Origin of the sequence: Arthrobacter endolithicus, assembly GCF_026627425.1 — a bacterium.
Classification (GTDB): domain Bacteria; phylum Actinomycetota; class Actinomycetes; order Actinomycetales; family Micrococcaceae; genus Arthrobacter_M.
This window is the reverse complement of the sequence record NZ_JAPNLH010000012.1, coordinates 72,643-92,487: the sequence shown is the minus strand read 5'-3', so window position 1 is coordinate 92,487 and position 19,845 is coordinate 72,643. Positions and strand designations below refer to the sequence as shown.

14 protein-coding genes and 3 tRNA genes are annotated in these 19,845 nt (G+C 63.5%); 11 read left to right on the top strand and 6 right to left on the bottom strand.

Features of this window, described 5'->3' with window-relative positions:
- Window positions 1-184 precede the first annotated feature (184 nt).
- Window positions 185-275 (top strand) — tRNA-Ser (locus tag OS914_RS12140).
- A gap of 102 nt (window positions 276-377) precedes the next feature.
- Here OS914_RS12140 and OS914_RS12135 read toward each other — a convergent pair.
- On the bottom strand, window positions 378-2,348 hold the full coding sequence (locus OS914_RS12135) for an FAD/NAD(P)-binding protein (protein ID WP_267546317.1): 1,971 nt from the start codon (window positions 2,346-2,348) through the stop codon (window positions 378-380).
- Window positions 2,349-2,504: 156 nt separating this feature from the next.
- Here OS914_RS12135 and OS914_RS12130 point away from each other — a divergent pair.
- A tRNA-Ser gene (locus OS914_RS12130) sits at window positions 2,505-2,592 on the top strand.
- Window positions 2,593-2,649: 57 nt separating this feature from the next.
- Here OS914_RS12130 and OS914_RS12125 read toward each other — a convergent pair.
- Window positions 2,650-4,935, bottom strand: a complete 2,286-nt coding sequence (locus OS914_RS12125; protein WP_267546316.1) for a RecQ family ATP-dependent DNA helicase — start codon at window positions 4,933-4,935, stop codon at window positions 2,650-2,652.
- A 68-nt stretch (window positions 4,936-5,003) separates the two neighbouring features.
- Here OS914_RS12125 and OS914_RS12120 point away from each other — a divergent pair, with 68 nt between their 5' ends.
- Both OS914_RS12120 and OS914_RS12115 read left to right on the top strand, forming a co-directional pair.
- Entirely contained in the window at window positions 5,004-6,437 is a 1,434-nt protein-coding gene (locus OS914_RS12120) for a phosphomannomutase/phosphoglucomutase (RefSeq protein WP_267546315.1), read from the top strand.
- Window positions 6,434-6,943, top strand: a complete 510-nt coding sequence (locus tag OS914_RS12115) for a hypothetical protein (protein ID WP_267546314.1) — start codon at window positions 6,434-6,436, stop codon at window positions 6,941-6,943. Before OS914_RS12120 ends, OS914_RS12115 begins: the two co-directional genes overlap by 4 nt.
- A 44-nt stretch (window positions 6,944-6,987) precedes the next feature.
- Here OS914_RS12115 and OS914_RS12110 read toward each other — a convergent pair whose 3' ends face one another.
- The 3 genes from OS914_RS12110 to OS914_RS12100 all read right to left on the bottom strand — a co-directional run bounded on the left by OS914_RS12110 (window position 6,988) and on the right by OS914_RS12100 (window position 10,647).
- Complete coding sequence (locus OS914_RS12110) at window positions 6,988-8,154, bottom strand: globin domain-containing protein (RefSeq protein ID WP_267546313.1); 1,167 nt, start codon at window positions 8,152-8,154, stop codon at window positions 6,988-6,990.
- Between the two features lie 129 nt (window positions 8,155-8,283).
- The gene (locus OS914_RS12105) at window positions 8,284-8,748 is read right to left on the bottom strand and encodes an RrF2 family transcriptional regulator (protein WP_267546312.1); all 465 of its coding nucleotides are present in this window, start codon (window positions 8,746-8,748) and stop codon (window positions 8,284-8,286) included.
- 72 nt (window positions 8,749-8,820) lie between these two features.
- Complete coding sequence (locus OS914_RS12100; RefSeq protein WP_267546311.1) at window positions 8,821-10,647, bottom strand: phosphoenolpyruvate carboxykinase (GTP); 1,827 nt, start codon at window positions 10,645-10,647, stop codon at window positions 8,821-8,823.
- Window positions 10,648-10,903: 256 nt separating this feature from the next.
- On the opposite strand from OS914_RS12100, the gene OS914_RS12095 reads away from it, so the two are divergent.
- Window positions 10,904-10,979, top strand: a tRNA-Arg gene (locus OS914_RS12095).
- Between the two features lie 89 nt (window positions 10,980-11,068).
- Here the strand turns inward: OS914_RS12095 and OS914_RS12090 are convergent.
- Complete coding sequence (locus tag OS914_RS12090) at window positions 11,069-11,797, bottom strand: FadR/GntR family transcriptional regulator (protein ID WP_267546310.1); 729 nt, start codon at window positions 11,795-11,797, stop codon at window positions 11,069-11,071.
- Window positions 11,798-12,050: 253 nt separating this feature from the next.
- Between OS914_RS12090 and OS914_RS12085 the strand changes: the two genes are divergently transcribed.
- The 6 genes from OS914_RS12085 to OS914_RS12060 all read left to right on the top strand — a co-directional run bounded on the left by OS914_RS12085 (window position 12,051) and on the right by OS914_RS12060 (window position 19,826).
- Entirely contained in the window at window positions 12,051-13,679 is a 1,629-nt protein-coding gene (locus OS914_RS12085; RefSeq protein ID WP_267546309.1) for an ABC transporter substrate-binding protein, read from the top strand.
- 125 nt (window positions 13,680-13,804) lie between these two features.
- Window positions 13,805-14,761: an ABC transporter permease gene (locus tag OS914_RS12080; RefSeq protein ID WP_267546308.1), complete on the top strand. Its 957-nt coding sequence runs from the start codon at window positions 13,805-13,807 to the stop codon at window positions 14,759-14,761.
- Window positions 14,762-14,764: 3 nt separating this feature from the next.
- Window positions 14,765-16,975, top strand: coding sequence for a dipeptide/oligopeptide/nickel ABC transporter permease/ATP-binding protein (locus OS914_RS12075; RefSeq protein WP_267546307.1), 2,211 nt, complete (start codon window positions 14,765-14,767; stop codon window positions 16,973-16,975).
- A complete protein-coding gene (locus OS914_RS12070; protein WP_267546306.1) occupies window positions 16,972-17,802 on the top strand; it encodes an ABC transporter ATP-binding protein in 831 nt (276 codons plus the stop codon). Before OS914_RS12075 ends, OS914_RS12070 begins: the two co-directional genes overlap by 4 nt.
- Window positions 17,803-17,874: 72 nt before the next feature.
- Window positions 17,875-18,804: a dihydrodipicolinate synthase family protein gene (locus OS914_RS12065; protein WP_267546305.1), complete on the top strand. Its 930-nt coding sequence runs from the start codon at window positions 17,875-17,877 to the stop codon at window positions 18,802-18,804.
- 77 nt (window positions 18,805-18,881) lie between these two features.
- Window positions 18,882-19,826, top strand: a complete 945-nt coding sequence (locus tag OS914_RS12060; protein WP_267546304.1) for an ROK family protein — start codon at window positions 18,882-18,884, stop codon at window positions 19,824-19,826.
- Window positions 19,827-19,845: the final 19 nt, after the last annotated feature.

Sequence of the window (19,845 nt, the reverse complement as noted above, 5' to 3'; positions counted from 1 at the left end):
TCGCAAGTTTTGGGGGCGGGTCGCGGGGCCTTGTTACGCAGGGCCCCACCCAGCCGACTGGCCGTCGGCGACCACCCAAACGGCCGTGACCGGCCGTCGGCGACCAAAGAAACCAGCGTCGTCGCCAACAGGATCTGCGGCCGTTTCGTGGCATAGCTGCGGATATGGAAGACTACAACGGTAAGGAAGGTTGTCCGAGCGGCCGATGGAGCTGGTCTTGAAAACCAGTGTGCGGTAACCCCGTACCGCGAGTTCGAATCTCGCACCTTCCGCCACGAGTACAGCGCATAACCAGCGCCTGTACAATTTTTGCCCTGGTCAGGGGAACCGGCCGGCTGGACTACATGGTCCGGCCGGCCGGTCTTTTGCGTTAACGCTTACGGGACGGCTCGCACTGCCGGCGCCAGGACGTCCGCGGCGATCTGATCCGCGTCCTGCAGGGTCCGGTAGCCGCTGCGGTACTGCGCCTTCGATTCCGCCGCAATCGCGGTCCCCCACTGAGTGGAAGAGAGCTGGAGACCAAGCACGTAAAGGCCTTCGGTCCCCCGCCCGCTTGCACCGACCGACCGGTAGGGCGGAGCTGTTACCTCTAGCCCGCTCGTCACAACCGGCTCACCGTCCGCCGCGATCATAATCCGCGGTCGGGCCAAGCCGTCCGCCAGTAGACCTTCCAGCAGCGGGGAGCGGTTCAGAAGGACCTGGTTTGCCGGTGCCAGCGCCTCGATCATATTCCGTGCCCGCAGCGGCTCAGCCTTCACCCACGGCGAAACGACGGTGAAGGTTCCGTCCGCCGGATCGATGCCGAACACCGGATCAGGGCCAACAAAACGGACGACGCCGGCACGCGACAGCGCGGCCAGCTGTTCCATCCGCAGCGCAGGCGGTCCACTGGCGAGACCTTCTACGAAGGATTCGAACCAGCCCCGCAGGGCGCCGAGCCATGACTCGCCGGTGATACCGCCGTCGGCCACCAATATCTTGATCACGGCCCGTCCTGCGTTCAGGACCCCAATGGCCATCTTGACGGGATCATCCTCCCCGGCGACACAGGCCCGCGCGTCCGCCTGCAGATACGTCTCCATAGCCGCATCGAACTCTTCATGTGTGTGGAAGGTCCGTTGCGCGAAGGGCCGGGCCAATCCCAACAGATCCAGCCGCAGCGATACCGGCACGCACGCTGCAACCAGCGCGTCGACGTCGTCCGCCCAACCGCTTCCGCGTCCAGGACGGGAGAGGATGGTGTCCAGGACGGACAGGAAATCTGCACGCTCGACGCTGCTTGGATCCACTTTGAGCAGCGTCCGGTAATACGCCCAGAGCGCGTCGCGGTGCAGCAGCGGCCAAAGATCCTGGTCGAATGCCGGCTGGAGGCCGTGTGCTGCCAGGGCCGAGACGGTTTCCTCGGTAAAAAAGCGCAGGCCCACGCTCTGCGGATAGTACGTAGCAACGGCGGCTTTGGCCCGGTAGGGTGCCCCGCGGCGGGAGGCGGCCAGAATCAGCGGCTCACGTCCGGACGGGACGTAGTTCAACGCTTCCCCGTTGCTGCTGGCCGCCCGGTCTTCCTGCTCCTTCATCGGTTCGAACCGTCCCCCGCGGCCCTCGGTGAGTTGCCCCACAACATCGAAAAAGTTCAGTCCCATCCCGCGGACAAGGACCGGCTCTGCGCCGGGTACTGCGGCCCAGTCCACGTCATTGGGAACGGCCGGTGGCCAGTAGCGGAGGCCGAATTTTCGCGCGCCGTCCGCCAATCGCTGTTGCGCAGCGTTTAACCGTGCCGGCAAGTGCCCCAAGGCGAGCACCACATTATCGGCGCTCAGCTCCTCGCCGTTGGCGAGTTCGACGACGAACCTGCCCACCGCCGTCGGCCGCCCCCGCCGAATCCGGGTTGCGGTGGTTTCATGGACCTGAACCCGGGCGCCGGCGGGGACATTGTCCAGGAGCGCAGTAAAGGTGCTGCGCAGGTATCTCCCATAGAGTGCGCGGCTGGGGAAACCGTCGGTGTCCAATTGCCTGAGCTCAGCAACGTCGGCGGCACTGAGCTCTGCATCTGGAAAGAGAGACTGGTTCCGGCGCCAGTGGTCAAAACTTCCGCCCGTCAGGGGGCGGGCGCTCAACCCGTGGTCTGGAATCAAGGTCGGGAAGAACGAGGGCGTGTTCATCAGGTAAAGCCGCGACTGGTCCGTTCGCCACACGTGCCCCGGTCCCGCTGGATAAGGATCCACCAGATGGATCTCCAGGCGTTGCTCGCCGGTGCCCGTTGCATATCGGGCCAGTAGCCGCTCCAGCAGCGACGTTCCGCGGGGGCCTGCGCCTACAATCACCACCCGGAGCCTGCTCGATTCAACCATTATCCGAGCTTAATGGACCACTTCCTCACCGCGTGACGCTACGGTTTGCCGTCGGGCAAGATGCCGCTGCCTAACCGGGACCGGCGTTTTGCTTTGCGAGAGCACTTTTAGGTAACCTTGGAAAGCTGGCTTCGGGCTTCTACCGGGGCCAGCGCTGGAGACGTGCCAGAGCGGCCGAATGGGCTTCACTGCTAATGAAGTGTGGGGCACAACTCCACCGGGGGTTCAAATCCCCCCGTCTCCGCAGCAAAAAAAGCACCCCCGATGATTCGGGGGTGCTTTTCTGCTTTCCGCAGATGTTCTATCCAGCTTGGGCGAGCACCAGAGGCAGGACCGCGCCGGCACCCGCCTGACGCAAAGCCCGCCCGGCGACGGTGATCGTCCACCGGCTGTCCACCAGATCGTCGATCAGCAGGACCGGTTGACCGGCATACGGCGCCAGCGCTCCGGCCAGATCCGGGCCGACGGCAATCCGTTCCCAGACCCCGGCCAGCCGGTAGGCACTATTGCCGCCGCGCTGGCCGGTAGGCCCGGAATGCTGCAGGTCCATCGACCCCAGCAGCGGGAGCCGCCCGATCGAGGAAATTCCCTCCGCCAGCGAGCGCACCAGCCGGGGCCTGCTGCGGGACGGGACTGCCACCACCGCCGCGGGACGCCCGGCGCCGTCCCAGCCTGTCTGCCCCCACTCCCGAAGCACGCCGATGCAGGCCTGCAGCAGCGCCGGGTCAATCTCCCTGTCTTCGGATTCTGCAGCGAACACCCCGCGCAGGGCTCCGCCCCAGCCTAGGTCCGTCAACCGTGACAGCGCCCGGCCGGCTCCGTTCTGCTCATCGGCCTTCAGCTTCCCTTTCACCGGCACGCCAAGCCGGTCCATGCCGCTGGGCCACTGCACACGCGGCTCGATAATCACACCGGCGCGACGCAATGACTCCCCCGCCTTCGAGACAGCCGAGGCATCCACAGTCGCCGAGAACCACCGACCGGTGCAGTTATCGCAGCGCCCACACGCAGTGGCCGTGTCATCGTCCAGGGCCGCGGCTAAATACTCCATGCGGCAGCCCGCGGTTTGTTCGTAAACGACCATCGAGTCCTGTTCGTTCACCCGCGCGGCGGCGATCCGTTCGTAGCGTTCCCTGTCGTAGACCCAGCCCCGCCCCGTCGACTGCCAGCCTCCCGCGGCCCGCTCCACGGCGCCGTCGACCGCCAGCACCTTCAGGAGCAATTCCAACGGTGTGCGGCGTAAATCCACCCTGGCTTCGAGGGCCACCGTGGAAACCGGCCGGCCCGCTTCGGCGAGCGCTTGGAGTACGGCCGATGCCTTCCCTTCCGAGGGCATCGACGCCGTCGCGAAGTACTGCCAGATGTCCTTGTCTTCCTTGCCCGGCAACAAGAGCACATCCGCGTTCGCCGTTCCGCGTCCGGCACGACCGACTTGCTGGTAATACGCCACAGGGGAGGATGGCGCACCGAGGTGCAGGACGAAGCCCAGGTCAGGTTTGTCGAAGCCCATCCCCAGTGCGCTGGTCGCGACCAGCGCCTTGACCTGGTTGCCCTTGAGCTTCTGCTCGGCCAGCTCACGGTCCATCGGGTCCGTGCGCCCCGTATAGGCAAGGACCTCATGGCCGGCATCGGCCAGCATTCTGGCGGTATCCTCCGCCGCGGAAACGGTCAGGGTATAGATGATCCCGCTCCCCGGGAGTTCGGCCAAGTGGGTGAGCAGCCAGCCCAACCGATCCCGCGAATCCGGGAGCCGGAGGACGCCCAGGCGCAGGGATTTACGCGCCAGGCCGCCACGGATAGTGAACACGTCGGTACCCAGCTGCTCCTCAATATCGGCAACAACACGGGAATTTGCCGTGGCCGTGGTGGCGAGCACGGGCACGGCAGCGGGCAACTGGGCAATCAGATCCGCAATGCGCCGGTAGTCAGGCCTGAAATCGTGCCCCCAGTCGGAGATGCAGTGTGCTTCATCGATTACCAGTAGGCCCGTACGGCGGATCAGCTCGGGCAGCTGGTTTTCCCGGAAGGCGGGATTTGTCAGCCGCTCCGGGGATACCAGCAGCACATCCACCTCATCGGCTGCGAGCGCCGCACGCACCAGGTCCCACTCGGTGGCGTTGGCGGAGTTAATCGCCATCGCCCGGACACCGGCCCGCTCTGCGGCAGCCACCTGATCCCGCATCAGCGCCAGCAGAGGCGAAACGATCAAGGTCGGCCCGGCGCCCCGGGCCCGCAGCAACAGGGAGGACACAAAGTAAACAGCGGATTTCCCCCAGCCGGTGCGCTGGACGACGAGTGCACGCCGGCCCGCCTCCACCAGTGCTTCAATGGCTTCGAACTGCCCATCATGGAACTGCGCGTCCGGAGAGCCGACCAATTTGCCCAGCAGCGCCAGCGCCTGTTCCCGGGTGGACCGGGAGGCACCGTCCTCCTGCCGGTCCTGAAGGCCGGGCCGGTCCTGAAGGCCGGGCCGATCCTGAAGGCCGGGCCGATCCTGAAGGCCGGGCCGATCCTGGAAGCCGGGCCGGTCCTGGAAGCCGGGCTGGTCCTGAATGCTGGGCTGGTCCTGAATGCTGGGCTGCGTCATCACTTCAGTATTCCAGCCCACCCTGACAGCGCGGTCCGCTGGTGCGATCTTGTGGATAAGCTAGTCGGGTGACTAGTGCAGAGAATACCCGGATCGACCTTTCCGCATCTTTTAAGGCCTACGACGTCCGCGGGATCGTTGGCGAGACGATTACGGCCGGCATTGTCGAGGCCATCGGCGCCGCCTTTGTGGATGTCTTGGAGCTGGCAGGACAGACTGTGCTGGTGGGCGGCGACATGCGCCCCTCCTCGCCGGAATTCTGTGCCGCTTTTGCCAAGGGCGCCACCTCCCGGGGTGCGGACGTGAAACTCCTCGACCTGATCTCCACCGACGAGCTGTACTTCGCCTGTGGTTCCTTCAAGGCTGCCGGAGCCATGTTCACGGCCAGCCATAACCCTGCCGAGTATAACGGCATCAAAATGGCCAAGGCCGGTGCCATCCCGGTGTCATCTGAAACCGGTCTGGTCGAGATCCGCGAGCTCAGTGAAAAGTATCTCGTGGAGGGCATCCCCGCCATCGGCTCCCCCGGCAGCATCAGTGAGCACGATGTACTCCGGGACTATGCCGAATATTTGCGCAGCCTGGTCGATTTAAGCGGCTCCCGGCCATTGAAAGTAGTGGTCGACGCGGGCAATGGCATGGCCGGTCTGACCACGCCGGCGGTACTGGGGAGCCGACTGCTTCCGGCCCTGCCGTTCGAGATTGTCCCGTTGTACTTCGAGCTCGACGGGACGTTTCCGAATCATCCCGCCAACCCGCTTGAACCGGCGAACCTGCTCGACCTCCAGGCCGCCGTCGTCGCCCATGGCGCGGACATTGGCCTCGCGTTCGACGGCGACGCCGACCGTTGCTTTGTTATCGACGAAAAGGGCGATCCCGTATCCCCTTCCGCCATCACCGCCCTCGTAGCACGCCGCGAAATCGCGCGGGCGAAGGCAGGTTCGCCAATGCACGCCCCGGAGACGACCCCCGTCATCATTCACAACTTGATCACTTCCCGCGCGGTCCCCGAACTTGTCATCGCGGACGGCGGACGTCCGGTCCGCACGCGGGTGGGACATTCCTTCATCAAGGCCCAGATGGCGTCCGAGGGCGCCGTCTTCGGGGGCGAACATTCGGCGCATTACTACTTCCGCGACTTTTTCAATGCGGACACGGGCATGCTGGCAGCCATGCACGTCCTGGCCGCACTGGGCGAACAGGACGGCCCGCTGTCGGAGCTGGGACGTGAGTACGAGCCCTATGTTTCCTCCGGCGAGATTAACTCCAAGGTGACCGATGTGCCGGCGGCGGTGGCGCGGGTACGTTCGGCGTACGGGCGCGACGGCGTCACCATCGACGAGCTCGATGGCGTAACCTTCACGGCGGACAACGGGGACTGGTGGTTCAACCTGCGGGCCTCAAATACCGAACCGTACCTTCGGCTCAATGCCGAAGCCCTCGACGCCGCGACCATGGACTCGGTGCGCGACGACGTCCTTGCCTTGGTGCGGCAGCCGTGACCGGGCAGCAGCCGGAGCAGGCACCGGAGGGGATGATTGAGCCCGACGACGCTGCCCGGGACGATCTGAACAAACTGCTGGGCACCGCGATCGGCATGGCACAGGAGCAGTTGGAGGCGCATGGCGCCTTCCTGCCGGTTGCCTTGGCCGTGGGCGAGGACGGCGAGATCCGGATGATCTCTGTGGTCCCGGAAGACGGTGCGCTGGAGCCCGACATCGCGCAGGGACCGGAGTTGGACGCCGATGCGCTGATCGCCGATCTCTATGAGGTGCTGCGGCAGCAAAAAGACGTGCACCGGGCGGCCGCCGTCATCTGCGACATCCATTTGCCCGAAGAGGGCACGGACGCAATCCACGTCGTCACCGAGCACCGCAGTGGCATATCGGTCGCCGCGGTGCAGGCCTACACGCCGCCGGATTCTGCGGCCCCGAGCGAGGCGGAACAGTCTGGATGGACGTTCAGCGACCCGGTCTGGGAGGCCGAAGAGATGCGGATCTGGATCTGACCAGGTTTTATCCCGGCCGAATCCGACCCGTACCGTCGTTAGGTCTAGGCTGAGGCGAGCCAAAGGTCGGGACCGAAAACCTCGTAATGGATGCGTTCGGCCGGGATGCCGGAGGCCAGGGCCTGTGAACGGATGCTCTTCATAAAGGGCAATGGTCCGCACAAGTACACCGAAGCATCGTCGGGGATGTCCAGGCCCGCAAGGGTCATGAACCCCTTGTTGTATCCTTCTTCCGGACGCTCGAGCCAGAGCTGCAGCTCGGCCGAGTCCAGCTTCTCAACATCCGCGCTCATCTGCTTCTGCAGGGCCCAGTTCTCCAGCCCCTGATCCGCGTGCAGCACCAGAACTTCGCGGTCCGAGCCGCTGTCCACCAGTGAACGCAGAATTGAGGCCGTCGGCGTACAGCCGATCCCCGCCGAGGCCAGCACCAACGGGTGGTCCCCGTCGCCGAGCGTAACGTCGCCATAAGGGTTGGAGAGCTCCAGCACATCTCCCACCGCAACGGTGTGATGCAAAACCGGCGAGACCTCGCCGTCGACATCGAGCTTGGTCGTAAAGACCCGACGCGCGGCATGTGTATCGGAGTGCAGGGAGTACTGGCGAACCTGATGTATACCGTCCGGCATGGGCACCTTGATGGTGATGAACTGACCCGGGCTGGAGGGGCTGACAGGGGTTTCGTCCGCCGGCTCGAAGGTGAAGGTCAAGGAGCCCACGCCAGCGGGCTCCTTGCTGGTCAATACCCAAGGGGAGAAGGGCTTGTCATTGGCAGCCTGCGCGTAAAGGCCTTTTTCGATCTTGATCAACGCGTGCGCCATCAGCCAGTAGACCTCACTCCAGGCGCCGGCGATCTCGTCGGTGATCACATCGGAGAGCTCTTCGGCGATTGCCTCAAAAAGGTACTGGTAGACGATCGGGTACTGCTCCGCAACGATGCCCAGCGAGGCGTGCTTATGGGCGATGCGGGACAGGACGGTCTCCGGGAGGGAATCCGGATGGGCCATAAGGTGTGAGGCGAAGGCGACAATACTGCCGGCCAGAGCCTGCTGCTGGATCCCGCTGGCCTGGTTGGAGCGGCTGAACAGACCATCCATCAGTTCTGGGCGCGCAGCGAACATCCGGGCGTAAAAGTTGGGGGTGATGACGGGCAGACGTTCGGCTACCAGCGGCATTGTTGCTTCAACGATTGCGCGGCCATGATCCGAAAGCATTGGGTCTCCTAGGTATTGGTAATTACCGACTAGACCAAACTAGCATCTGAAATGCTAGTTTTAGGGACCTTTTCTACGATTCGTAGAAATCCGTTTTTTCGGTCCAGGGAAACACACCAGAATCAGGCGCTAGGGACGGAGCATTGTGTCCAAGGCCACAAAGACGGGCTGGCCCGGACGCTTCGCGGCGAGCGAGGCAATGACGACGCTGTCGAGTTCGCCATAGAAGGCTTCCCGTGCCCGGGCCAGGGCGCCACGCAGCCCGCACCCGTCGAGTAACGGACAATCCCCCAGCGGGGTGTGGCAGTCGGCGACGTCCGGCCGGTTGTCGAGTTGGCGCAGCAGCCAGCCCACCGTCGCTACCCGGCCCGAGGTGCTAATGGACGCGCCCCCCGCGCGTCCGCGGATGACCTCTACCAGGCCCAACTCCCGAAGCCGGATCACGGCCTTGCTGACGTGGCTGTACGGGATGCCAACGCTGTCGGCAATCTGCTGCGAGGTCAACAGGATAGGTCCCTGCTGGGACCTATCCGCGGCAGCCGACAGCAGCATGACGACGCGCAGGCACAGATCCGAGAAAGCGTTTATTCGCACCCATCAACAATATCCGGAACACAAAACCGGCCCGCCGAATCCAATCCGCGGGCCGGTTTCACCACGGGTATATCAGCCCAGTCGGGACTTCAGGCCTTCCAGCTCCGCAGCCAACTCGTCCGGGAGGGAATCGCCGAACCGGGTGTACCACTGCTGGATGCTCTCGGCCTCGGTGGCCCACTCCGCCGGGTCTACCCGGACGGCCGCGGCCACATCTTCGGCGCTCAGATCCAGACCACTCACATCCAGGGAACCAGGGGCAGGAACAAAGCCGATGGGGGTTTCCACCGCTTCGGCCGTGCCTTCGAGGCGTTCGATGGCCCATTTCAGCACTCGGGCATTGTCCCCGAAGCCTGGCCATGCGAAGGAACCGTCCGCCTTCCGCCGGAACCAGTTGACCAGGAAAATCTGCGGCAGCTTGTCCTGGTTTCCCGTCTTACTCAGTTCCAGCCAGTGCTTGAGGTAGTCGCCGGCGTCGTAACCAATGAACGGCAGCATGGCCATCGGATCCCGCCGCACAACGCCCACCTGGCCGGCGGCGGCCGCCGTCGTTTCCGAGGACAACGTAGAACCCATAAATATTCCATTAGTCCAGTCACGTGCCTGCGTAACGAGCGGAATGGTGGTCTTGCGTCGGCCGCCGAACAGAATCGCGGAGATCGGCACCCCGTTGGGCTCATCGTATTCCGGTGCCAGCATGTCGACCTGATGGATCGGCGTACAGAAACGCGAGTTCGGATGCGCGGCGGTAGTGCCGGAATCCGGAGTCCAGGAATCCCCGCGCCAGTCGGTCAGGTGCGCCGGCGTCTCCTCGGTCATGCCCTCCCACCAGACGCCGCCGTCGTCGGTGAGTGCAACGTTCGTGAAGATAGAATTGCCTTTGGCAATGGCCCGCATCGCATTGGGGTTGGTGCTCCAACCCGTGCCCGGTGCGACGCCGAAGAGTCCATCCTCGGGATTAACCGCGAGCAGCTGGCCGTCCTTACCGAAGCGCAGCCAGGTGATGTCATCCCCCAGCGTCTCCACCTTCCAGCCCTTAATGGTGGGATCCAGCAGCGCCAGGTTCGTCTTGCCGCAGGCGGAGGGGAAAGCCGCTGTAATGTAGTAGGTTTTTTGCTCCGGGGAAGTGAGCTTAAGGATCAGCATGTGCTCGGCCAGCCAGCCCTCATCCCGCGCCATCGCCGAGGCGATCCGCAGGGCGTAGCACTTCTTCCCAAGCAGGGCGTTTCCGCCGTAGCCGGAACCGTAGGACCAGATGGCTCGCTCTTCCGGGAAGTGTACGATCCACTTCTCCTCATTGCATGGCCAGGCCACATCGGGCTCCCCGTCGCGAAGCGGCGCGCCCACGGTGTGCAGCGCCGGAACAAAGAACGCATCCAGTTCTTCCAGCTTCCGAAGCACCGGGGTACCAATACGCGCCATGATCCGCATTGACGCCACCACATAGGCGCTGTCCGTAATTTCGACGCCGAACTTGGGGTCATCGGCCTCCAAATGCCCCATCACAAAGGGGATGACATACATAGTCCGGCCGTGCATTGACCCGGCAAAAAGTCCGCGCAGCTTTTCCTTCATCAGCGTCGGCTCCATCCAGTTATTGGTGAAGCCTGCGTCGTGCTCGTTCTTCGAGCAGATGAAGGTCTGTTCTTCAACCCGGGCCACGTCTTTGGGGTCCGAGAAGCCTGCAAATGAATTAGGGAACTTCTCCGGGTTCAGCCTCACGAGCGTCCCGGCGTCGACCATCTCGTCGGTCAGACGCGCATATTCCGCCGCGGAGCCGTCGACCCAGTAAATTTTGTCCGGTTCCGTGAGCGCGGCAACCTCTTCCACCCAGTCAAGCAAGCGCCTATTTGTGGTGGGGGCTCCCTCGACGGACTCCTGCAGCGACGTAACGCTCATGTCTATTCCCTTCGTCGGGTCAGTGGTGTGAAATAAATGCTAGGGCCCCAGACCGGGCCGCTGAGGAAATCACACGTGGGACGTCGTCCCGAAAGCTGACTGTAAAAGCCCTACATCACGGGGTTTCTTGCCCGTGACAACAAAATTTGACGTGATGTGAATCACGTAGACCGGTATAGTAAAATCAATGCTAAGCCGCCGATTTGTGGCTCGGTCCCGTTCGCGCTAAAGTTACATACGGCCCAAGGGCCTGAATGCGTGCGTAGCTCAACGGATAGAGCATCTGACTACGGATCAGAAGGTTGGGGGTTCGAATCCCTTCGCGCGCACCACCGAGGAACCGAAAAAGAGTCGTTGACGTGCAAAAAACACAGGTCAACGACTCTTTTTTTGTGCTATCCAAATCTGCGGTAACCAGGGGTTAGTCCGCCACGACCTCGGCAATGCGCTGGCGAATCCCATCGAAATGCCGGTTGAGCAGCTCGGAGGCGAGTGGCTTATCCTTCGCAGCGACGGCGTTGTAGATCTTCCGATGCATCACGGCGGTAGCCACCAGATCCCCGGATCCAGCCCCGATCTCAACATGGATCTTCCGGTATACCTTCCAAAAGACCTCCATCAGGCTGGTCAGAAGGTCGTTGACCAAGGGCTCAAAGAGCAGCGAATGGAACTGCGCATCCGCTTCAGTGAAGTTTTCGCCCCGCTCAGCGAGCTCTTCCATCCTGCTTACCGCCGCTTCAATCTGGCCCAACTGCTCGGCGGTCATCACATCGATCGAGCTGCCGATCAGGCCGGATTCCAGGGCCTGGCGGACATCCACCAACTGCAGCGCCTCCAGCCCCTGATGCCGCAGGGAAAGCCTTCCCCGGAAGATCAACCCGTCGGCCAGGGCATCAAAGTTACTCGGTGCCACGAACATCCCGAAGCCATGGCGAATCTCGAGCACGCCCAGCGCCTGCAGGACCTTGAGCGACTCGCGGAGGGTATTGCGACCCACACCGAGGGCCAGCGAAAGCTCGCTTTCCGTCGGCAGTGGATCGCCGGCCTCCAGCTCACGCTCCAGAATGAGATCCATAATGTCTGCCTGCAGGGCGCGCAAGCGGGCCTGTGCGCTGAATCGTGCCTGCGGTATGACTGCCGATGTCGCCAATCTGACTCCTTATAAAGTGTGCCGCCGCCCAGCTGGAAAGGCGCCCGCGGATCACAACGTTAAAAACATACGATATCGGATGTCCGACGTCGGCGTCTTGGTCAGCATGGCCGGCGGCCGAGAATGACGACTTATCCGTGATGAATCTGTAACCCCCCACGCACTTGACGTCAGCTGTGACGTCTCTTACAGTTTTACTATAAGCATCGGACGTCCTACATCCGATATCTAACCTTCGAAATGGTGAGCCCACATGAGTAGCACTTTTGAGAATCTTCCGTTGGTAAAGGATGCGTCCCGACGCAACTTCTTGAAGATGGCAGGTGTCCTCGGCACTGCGACGGCATTCGCCGGCACGCTGGCCGCGTGTGGCAACTCGTCGACGTCAACAACGTCCGCCGCCGCCAATACCGCAGCGGTCAACAAGGACCTGACAATCGAGGCCGGCATCTCCTACTCGCTGTCCACCGGGTTCGACCCAATGTCCTCCTCGGGAGCCACTCCGCTGGCCGCTAACCTGCACATCTTCGAGGGCCTCGTGGAGCTCGACGCGGCCACACGCAAGCCCTACAACGCCCTCGCCGCGTCGGATCCCCAGAAGATCGATGACACCACCTACCGGGTGACGCTTCGCGATGGCGCGATGTTCCACAATGGCACCCCGGTGACCACAGACGACGTCGTCTACTCGTTCACCCGTGTTCAGGACCCGGCCAACAAGGCGCTCTTCGCGCAGTTCATCCCGTTCATCAATACCGTCACGGCCGTGGACGCCAAGACCGTCGAGTTCAAGCTCAAGACCCCGTTCGCCGGCTTCGGCCCGCGTATCTCCGTGGTCAAGGTTGTGCCCAAGGCATTGGCCTCGGCCGACCAGAAGGCGTTCGACGCCAAGCCGGTCGGAACTGGGCCGTACAAGTTCGTCTCCGCCGCCAAGGACGACAAGATTGTCTTCGAACGCAACGACGCCTACAACGGGCCCAAGCCCGCGCTCGCCAAGTCAATGACCTGGTTCCTGCTGGCAGACCCGTCCGCACGAGTGACCGCCGTCCAGTCCGGGCGGGTCCAGGCCATTGAGGATGTTCCATACCTGGACGTCGACGGTTTGAAGTCCAAGGTTCAGGTTGAGTCCGTGCAGTCCTTCGGCCTGCTGTTCCTCATGTTCAACTGCTCCAAGGCACCGTATAACAAAAAGGAAGTCCGGCAGGCCCTGCATTACGCGCTGGACAAAGATTCCATTATCAAAACGGCCCTGCTGGGGAACGCTACGGCCGCAACCTCCTACTTCCAGCCGACGCATCCGGATTACCAGAAGGCCGCCACGGTCTACGGGTTCGATGCGGATAAGGCCAAGAAGCTGCTCTCCGATGCCGGTGTGAGCAACCTGTCGCTGACGCTGACCACGACCGACACCGCCTGGGTGAAGGACGTCAGCCCGCTGATCAAGAAGAACTGGGACGCAATCGGCGTCAACACAACCCTTGAATCCCTGGCCTCATCAGCCGTTTACGCACCGGATAAGGTCGGCGGCCTCAAGTACGACGTCGTCGCCGCACCCGGTGACCCCTCGGTTTTCGGCAACGACGCGGACATCCTGCTGAGTTGGTTCTACCGCGGCGATGTCTGGGCCAAGAACCGCTTCGCCTGGGCCGACCAGCCGCAGTACGCGGTTGTGCAGACCAAGATGGACCAGGCGACGCAGGCCACCGGCGATGCCGCGAAGAAGCTGTACAAGGAAATCATCGACATCATTGCCGAAGAGGCTCCGCTGTACCCGATCTTCCACCGCAAGCTCCCCACCGCCTGGGATGCCAAGAAGCTCTCGGGCTTCGCACCCCTCCCGACGACCGGCCTGAGCTTCATCGGCGTCGGCCGGACGGCCTAGCGCCTGACTGCATGACACAGACCAAAGGGGCTGTGGCCCTCGCGGCCGCGGCCCCTTTGGTCTAACCACTCCACCTATGACGCAGCACCCACTGCGGACAACTCGAAAAAAACCGGAGAAGCAAATTGGTAATGTTATTGCGACTGCTGGGACGCCGGCTCGCAGCACTTCCGCTGATGATCCTGGGTGTCACCCTGCTGGTCTTCGTGGTGCTGCAGTTTGCCCCAGGTGACCGCGCCGTGGCCGCCCTCGGCGAAGGGGCAACGCCAGAGGCACTGCAGCAGTACCGGCTGGACAACGGCCTCAATGACCCGATGTTCCTGCAGTACTTCAGGTACTTGGGAAACCTCATCACCGGAGACTTCGGCAAGACCCTGCCGCCGCAGAAGGACATCACGACAGTCATCGCGCAGGCCTTCCCGCTGACGCTTGAGCTGACCTTCCTGGGCGTGCTCATCGCCGTCGTCGTCGCTCTGGTCTTCGGTGTGCTGGCCGCACTGTACCGCGATACCTGGGTGGACCAGCTGATCCGCGTGTTTTCCATCGCCGCCATCGCCACTCCCTCCTTCTGGCTCGGCATCCTGCTCATCCAGTGGTTTGCCCTCGGCACCAACTCAATCTTCCCTTCCGGCGGTCTGGCAGATCCCTCGACGGGATTCGATGGCTGGATCAAGTCCATGGCGCTTCCGGCCCTGGCGCTGGGCGTTCCCGTCTCGGCGTCCCTGATCCGTGTGGTCCGCACGTCCATGGTGGAGGAACTGGACCGTGACTACGTCCGGACCGCCGTCGGCAATGGCGTCCCCTACCGCGAGGTCGTCTCCAAAAATGTGCTCCGCAACGCACTCGTCACCCCGGTGACCGTGCTGGGTCTGCGCGTTGGCTACCTGCTCGGCGGCGCCGTCGTCATTGAAATGATTTTCTCGCTGCCCGGGATGGGCCAACAGATCCTCAATGGCATTACCAACAAGGACACCAATCTGGTCCAGGGCGTAGTACTGGTCATCTCGGTGACCTTCGTGCTCGTGAATATCCTTGTTGACCTTCTCTACCTGCTCATTAACCCCCGAATCAGGACGGTCTAAGCCATGCGCAGCAAACTTGCCGAACGGTTGAGCGCTCCGGGACTGCGGTTCAAGGCCCTGTCCCTGTCCTCCAAAATTTCCCTGCTCTTTTTGATTTTCATTATTCTGATGGCCATTCTCGCCCCGGTCATTGCGCCGCACGATCCGCTGAACACCGGCATCCCGGCCCAGCCTCCGAGCCCTGATAACTGGTTCGGCACCGACCGGCTGGGCCGCGACGTCTTCTCCCGCCTGCTCTACGGCGCACAGTCCTCGCTGGAAATCGGCCTTGGCTCGGTGATCCTCGCCATCGTCCTGGGCGCCATGCTGGGCTCCCTCGCCGCCACAACGTCCAAGGCGCTGAGCGAGATCATCATGCGCATCATGGATGTGCTGATGGCCTTCCCCGGCATCGCCCTGGCCGCCGTCCTACTGGCTTCCTTTGGTAATTCGGTTCCGGTCATCATTGTCGCCATAGCGATAATTTATACGCCTCAGATAGCGCGCGTGGTCCGGGCCAATGTCCTGGCGCAGTACGGCGAGGACTACGTCCGGGCCGAGCGCGTGATCGGCGCCGGGCGGACCTATATTCTGCTCAAGCACATAGTGCGCAACACAGCGGCCCCTGTTCTGGTGTTCGCCACTGTCATGGTGGCCGACGCGATCATCCTCGAGGCCTCGCTGTCCTTCATCGGCGCCGGGATCCAGGACCCCGCGCCGTCCTGGGGCAATGTGATCTCCTATGGCCGCAATCTGGTCCTCTCCGGCGGCTGGTGGGCCACGACCTTTGCCGGCCTGACTATCCTGCTGACGGTGCTGGCCTTGAATGTCCTGGCTGAGGGCCTGACCGATGCGATGGTCAACCCGAGGCTGCGCAAGGCCCCGAAAGTGAACGACGACGACGGCTCGGCCGCCGCCGTCGCCCGCAAGGGGCTGGACACTGAGGTGGCCACCTCACCGGCCCAGCCGTCCGTCGTCGAAGGTCACGAACTGGACCGATTCGAGCGCCAGGGACCCGGGGCGGAGATAGTCACCGACTCCGAGCTCGCGGGCGTGCTGGACGATCCGCACGCCGCCGTAAACCCGTTCGCCCTACTCGATCATGAGCTCACGCTGCTGCGCGATATTGAAGCCCAGCGCACGGACCGTCTGCCGCAGGTCAGCCCGACGGCCCGCACCGTGTTGGAAGTGCGCAACCTCTCGATTCGATTCCCCGCCCGTTTCGGTGAGATTGCCATCGTGGACAATGTCAGCTTCACCGTCCGCGAGGGCGAAACAATGGGGCTGGTTGGTGAATCCGGCTGCGGTAAATCGATCACCTCGTTGGCCATCATGGGGCTGCTGCCCAAGACGGCCAGGATCACCGGCTCGATCACGTTTGATGGCAAGGAGCTGCTGGATTCCGCCGCGGGGGTCAGCGACGCGAAGGCGTACCAGGGCCTGCGCGGCGAGCAGATCGCCATGGTCTACCAGGACGCGCTGAGCTCGCTCAACCCGTCGATGCTGATCAAGGACCAGATGAGCCAGCTGACCAAGCGCAATGGCCGCAAGACGCCCAAGGAACTGCTGGAACTGGTCAAGCTGGACCCGGAGCGCACGCTCAAGAGCTATCCGCATGAACTCTCCGGCGGCCAGCGCCAGCGGGTGCTCATAGCCATGGCGCTCTCCCGTTCACCACGGATTGTTGTGGCCGATGAGCCGACGACGGCCCTGGACGTCACGGTGCAGAAGCAGGTGGTGGATTTGCTCAACGAGCTGCGCGATCAACTGGGCTTCGCGATGATTTTCGTCAGCCACGACCTGGCTCTGGTTGCCTCGCTGGCGCACCGCATCACAGTGATGTACGCCGGTCAGGTGGTGGAATCCGCACAGGCGTCAGAGCTGCTGCAGAATCCGCAGCACGAGTACACCCGCGGACTGCTCGGCGCGGTGCTCTCGATTGAGGCGGACGCCGTCCGGCTGCACCAAATCCCGGGAACCGTCCCCTCACCGCGGGATTTCTCCGCCGGTGACCGGTTTGCCGGGCGCTCGCTGCGCCCTGACGCGGACCCGACGCAGCAGCTGGCCTTCGTCAAAGTCCCCATCGGTACTGCTGCCGGCGCCGACAAAGACCACTTCTGGGCGAGCCACCGGAAAGAAGATGCGCCGGTCCTGGCCGGAGTTGGCGCCGCCCAATCGGGCAGCACACAATCGGGCAGCACACAGTCGGAAACCACCGGGAAAGGCGCAAAATGAGTACTGTACCGAACCCCTCCCAGCCCGGGCGGAACGATGCCCCGGTCATTGAACTGCGCGACCTGCATGTGCACCATCGGACCCGCTCAGGCGGGCTGTTCAAGCCCAATTATGTCAAGGCCGTCAATGGTGTGAACTTCTCGGTCAGCCGCGGTGAGACGGTCGGAATTGTCGGCGAATCGGGGTGCGGCAAGTCCACGTTGGCAAGCGTACTGGTGGGCCTGCAGGCACCGACCTCCGGAGAGGTCCTCTTCCACGGCCGTCCCGCCGTCAAGCGCAGCGCGAAAATGCGCAAGGAGTTTGGCCGCGCAGTCTCGGTCGTCTTCCAGGATCCCTCCACCGCCCTGAACCCGCGGATGACCATCCAGGACATCCTGACCGATCCACTGGTGATTCATGGCGTCGGCAACGCCGCGTCCCGCGCCGCCCAGGTCAGCGAGCTGCTGGCCCTGGTGGGTCTGCCGCAGTCGGCCGCCGAGGTCACCCCCTCCCAGGTTTCCGGCGGCCAGCGGCAACGCGTGGCAATTGCCCGGGCCCTTGCGCTGGGACCGGATGTGATTGTCGCCGATGAACCAACGTCCGCATTGGACGTGTCCGTGCGCGCGCAGGTGCTGAACCTGCTGTCCGATCTGAAGAAAGAGCTCAACCTGGGCATGGTCTTCATCAGCCACGACATCCAGACGGTCCGCTACGTTTCGGACCGGATTTGCGTCATGTACTTTGGCGAGATCGTCGAGGAAGGTCCGGCCCGTGAGGTGTTTGAGAATCCCCGCAATGATTACACCAAAAAGCTGCTGGGCGCTGCCCCCTCGCTGCTGCACACGTAGCCCTGCTGCCGTCCGGGCAGCCCCGCGAAATTTGCACCTATTAATATCAACTATTTATTTTGGAGAAATACTGTGACTTCCGTCGCTACCCGTTTCCAGGGCGTTATCCCGCCCGTCGTCACCCCGCGCACCCTCGAAGGAACCATTGATGTTCCGTCGCTGGAAAACGTCGTCAAGCACCTGCTCGACGGCGGGGTGGACGGACTGTTCGTTCTGGGCTCCTCCGGCGAAGTCAGCCACATGACGAACGCCGAGCGGGACCTGACGCTGCAGACGATTGCCGGCGTCAACGCCGGAGCGGTTCCGCTCTTTGTCGGCGCCTGCGAGCAGACCACCGCACGCGTGATCGAAGAAGGAAAGCGCGTCGTCGGCCTCGGCGCCGATGCCCTGGTGGTGACGTCGCAGTACTACGCCGTGAGCAACGCGCAGGAGAACGGCACCCACTACCGCAGCATTCATGCCGCCATCGACGTCCCGATCTTCGCCTACGACGTCCCGGTGCGGACCCACTTCAAGCTCCCCACGGATCTGCTCGTTGAGCTCGGCAAGGAGGGAGTGCTGGCGGGCGTCAAGGATTCCTCCGGTGACGACGTCTCTTTCCGCCAGCTGCTGCTGGCCGCGAAGGACATTCCCAATTTTGACATCTTTACCGGCCACGAGGTCGTTGTCGACGGTGCGCTGCTGGGCGGGGCCCAGGGCGTTGTTCCCGGACTCGGTAACGTGGACCCGCGTGGCTACAAGAACCTGTACCAGGCCGCCATGGCTGGTGACTGGGCCAAGGCCAGCGCCGAGCAGAACCGCCTTGCCGATGTTTTTGAGATCGTCTACACCCCGCGGCCGGGCCGGCTGTCCGGAAACGCGGCCGGTCTTGGAGCCTTTAAGACTGCGCTGATGCTGATGGGTGTCATTGAGACTAACGTGATGAGCGCTCCGATGCTGGCGCTGGATGAGGGTGAGACGGCCGCGGTCAAGGTGATTCTGGAGCGTACGGGCCTGATCTAGGCGGCCCCCAGCACACGCCCCCGCCCCAGCGCACACCCCCGCCCACCGATCTGGTAATTCCTGAGGATTCTGTACGTATGACGCATGTGATTGGGATCGATCTCGGTGGGACCAAGACCGCTGCGGGGGTTGTGTCAGCGGACGGGTCAGTGCTGTTGACCGCGCAGACGCCGACGTTGAACCGGGACGGCGGGGAGGCGATTCTGGATGCCACCGCCTCACTGGTCCGGGGGCTGTGGGAGCGGGCCGCTGCTGCCGGCATCGAGGTTTCCGCCGTAGGCATGGGATCGGCAGGCGTCATCGACGCTGACCGTGGTGCCGTGGTCTCGGCTACGGATGCCATTCTTGGCTGGGCCGGAACCCGGATCAAATCCGGGTTGCAGACGCGGCTGGGCCTGCCGGCGGGAGCCGTCAGCGTTGTCAACGATGTCCATGCCCACGCGATTGGTGAGGCGTGGCTGGGCGCCGGGGCCGGAGCGTCCAGCATGCTCATGCTGGCCTTCGGAACCGGTGTCGGCGGTTCGTTCGTCATCGGCGGCCGGCCACTGTTGGGGCACCGATATGTTGGTGGCCACGTGGGTCACTTCGCCTCCAGCTACGCCGTGGCGGCTGATGGCTCGGAATTGGCGTGCACCTGCGGACGTCGGGGGCATGTGGAAGCCATCGCCTCGGGGCCGGCGCTGCATGCCCTGTATCTGCGCAGCGGCGGCGATCCTGGCGCCGTGGACACTCGCGAGGTGTTCGCCCGGGCCAACGCCGGCGAGGTGGTGGCCCTGAGAGCCGTTGATACCGCAGCCCGCGCCGCCGGCGAGGCCATCGGGGGGCTGGCAAATGTCCTGGACCCCGAGGTGGTAGTGGTCTCCGGCGGTCTGGCCGATGCCGGGGCCCTGTGGTGGGACAGGATGACCTGCGCAGCAGCCCAGGAGCTGATGCCCCCGCTGGCGGGGCTGCGGATTGAGCGGGCTAGGCTGGGCAACACCGCGGCCGTTGTCGGAGCCGCCGCGCTGGCTCTTCGCGCGTAATCCATCGTCGACTTTGACA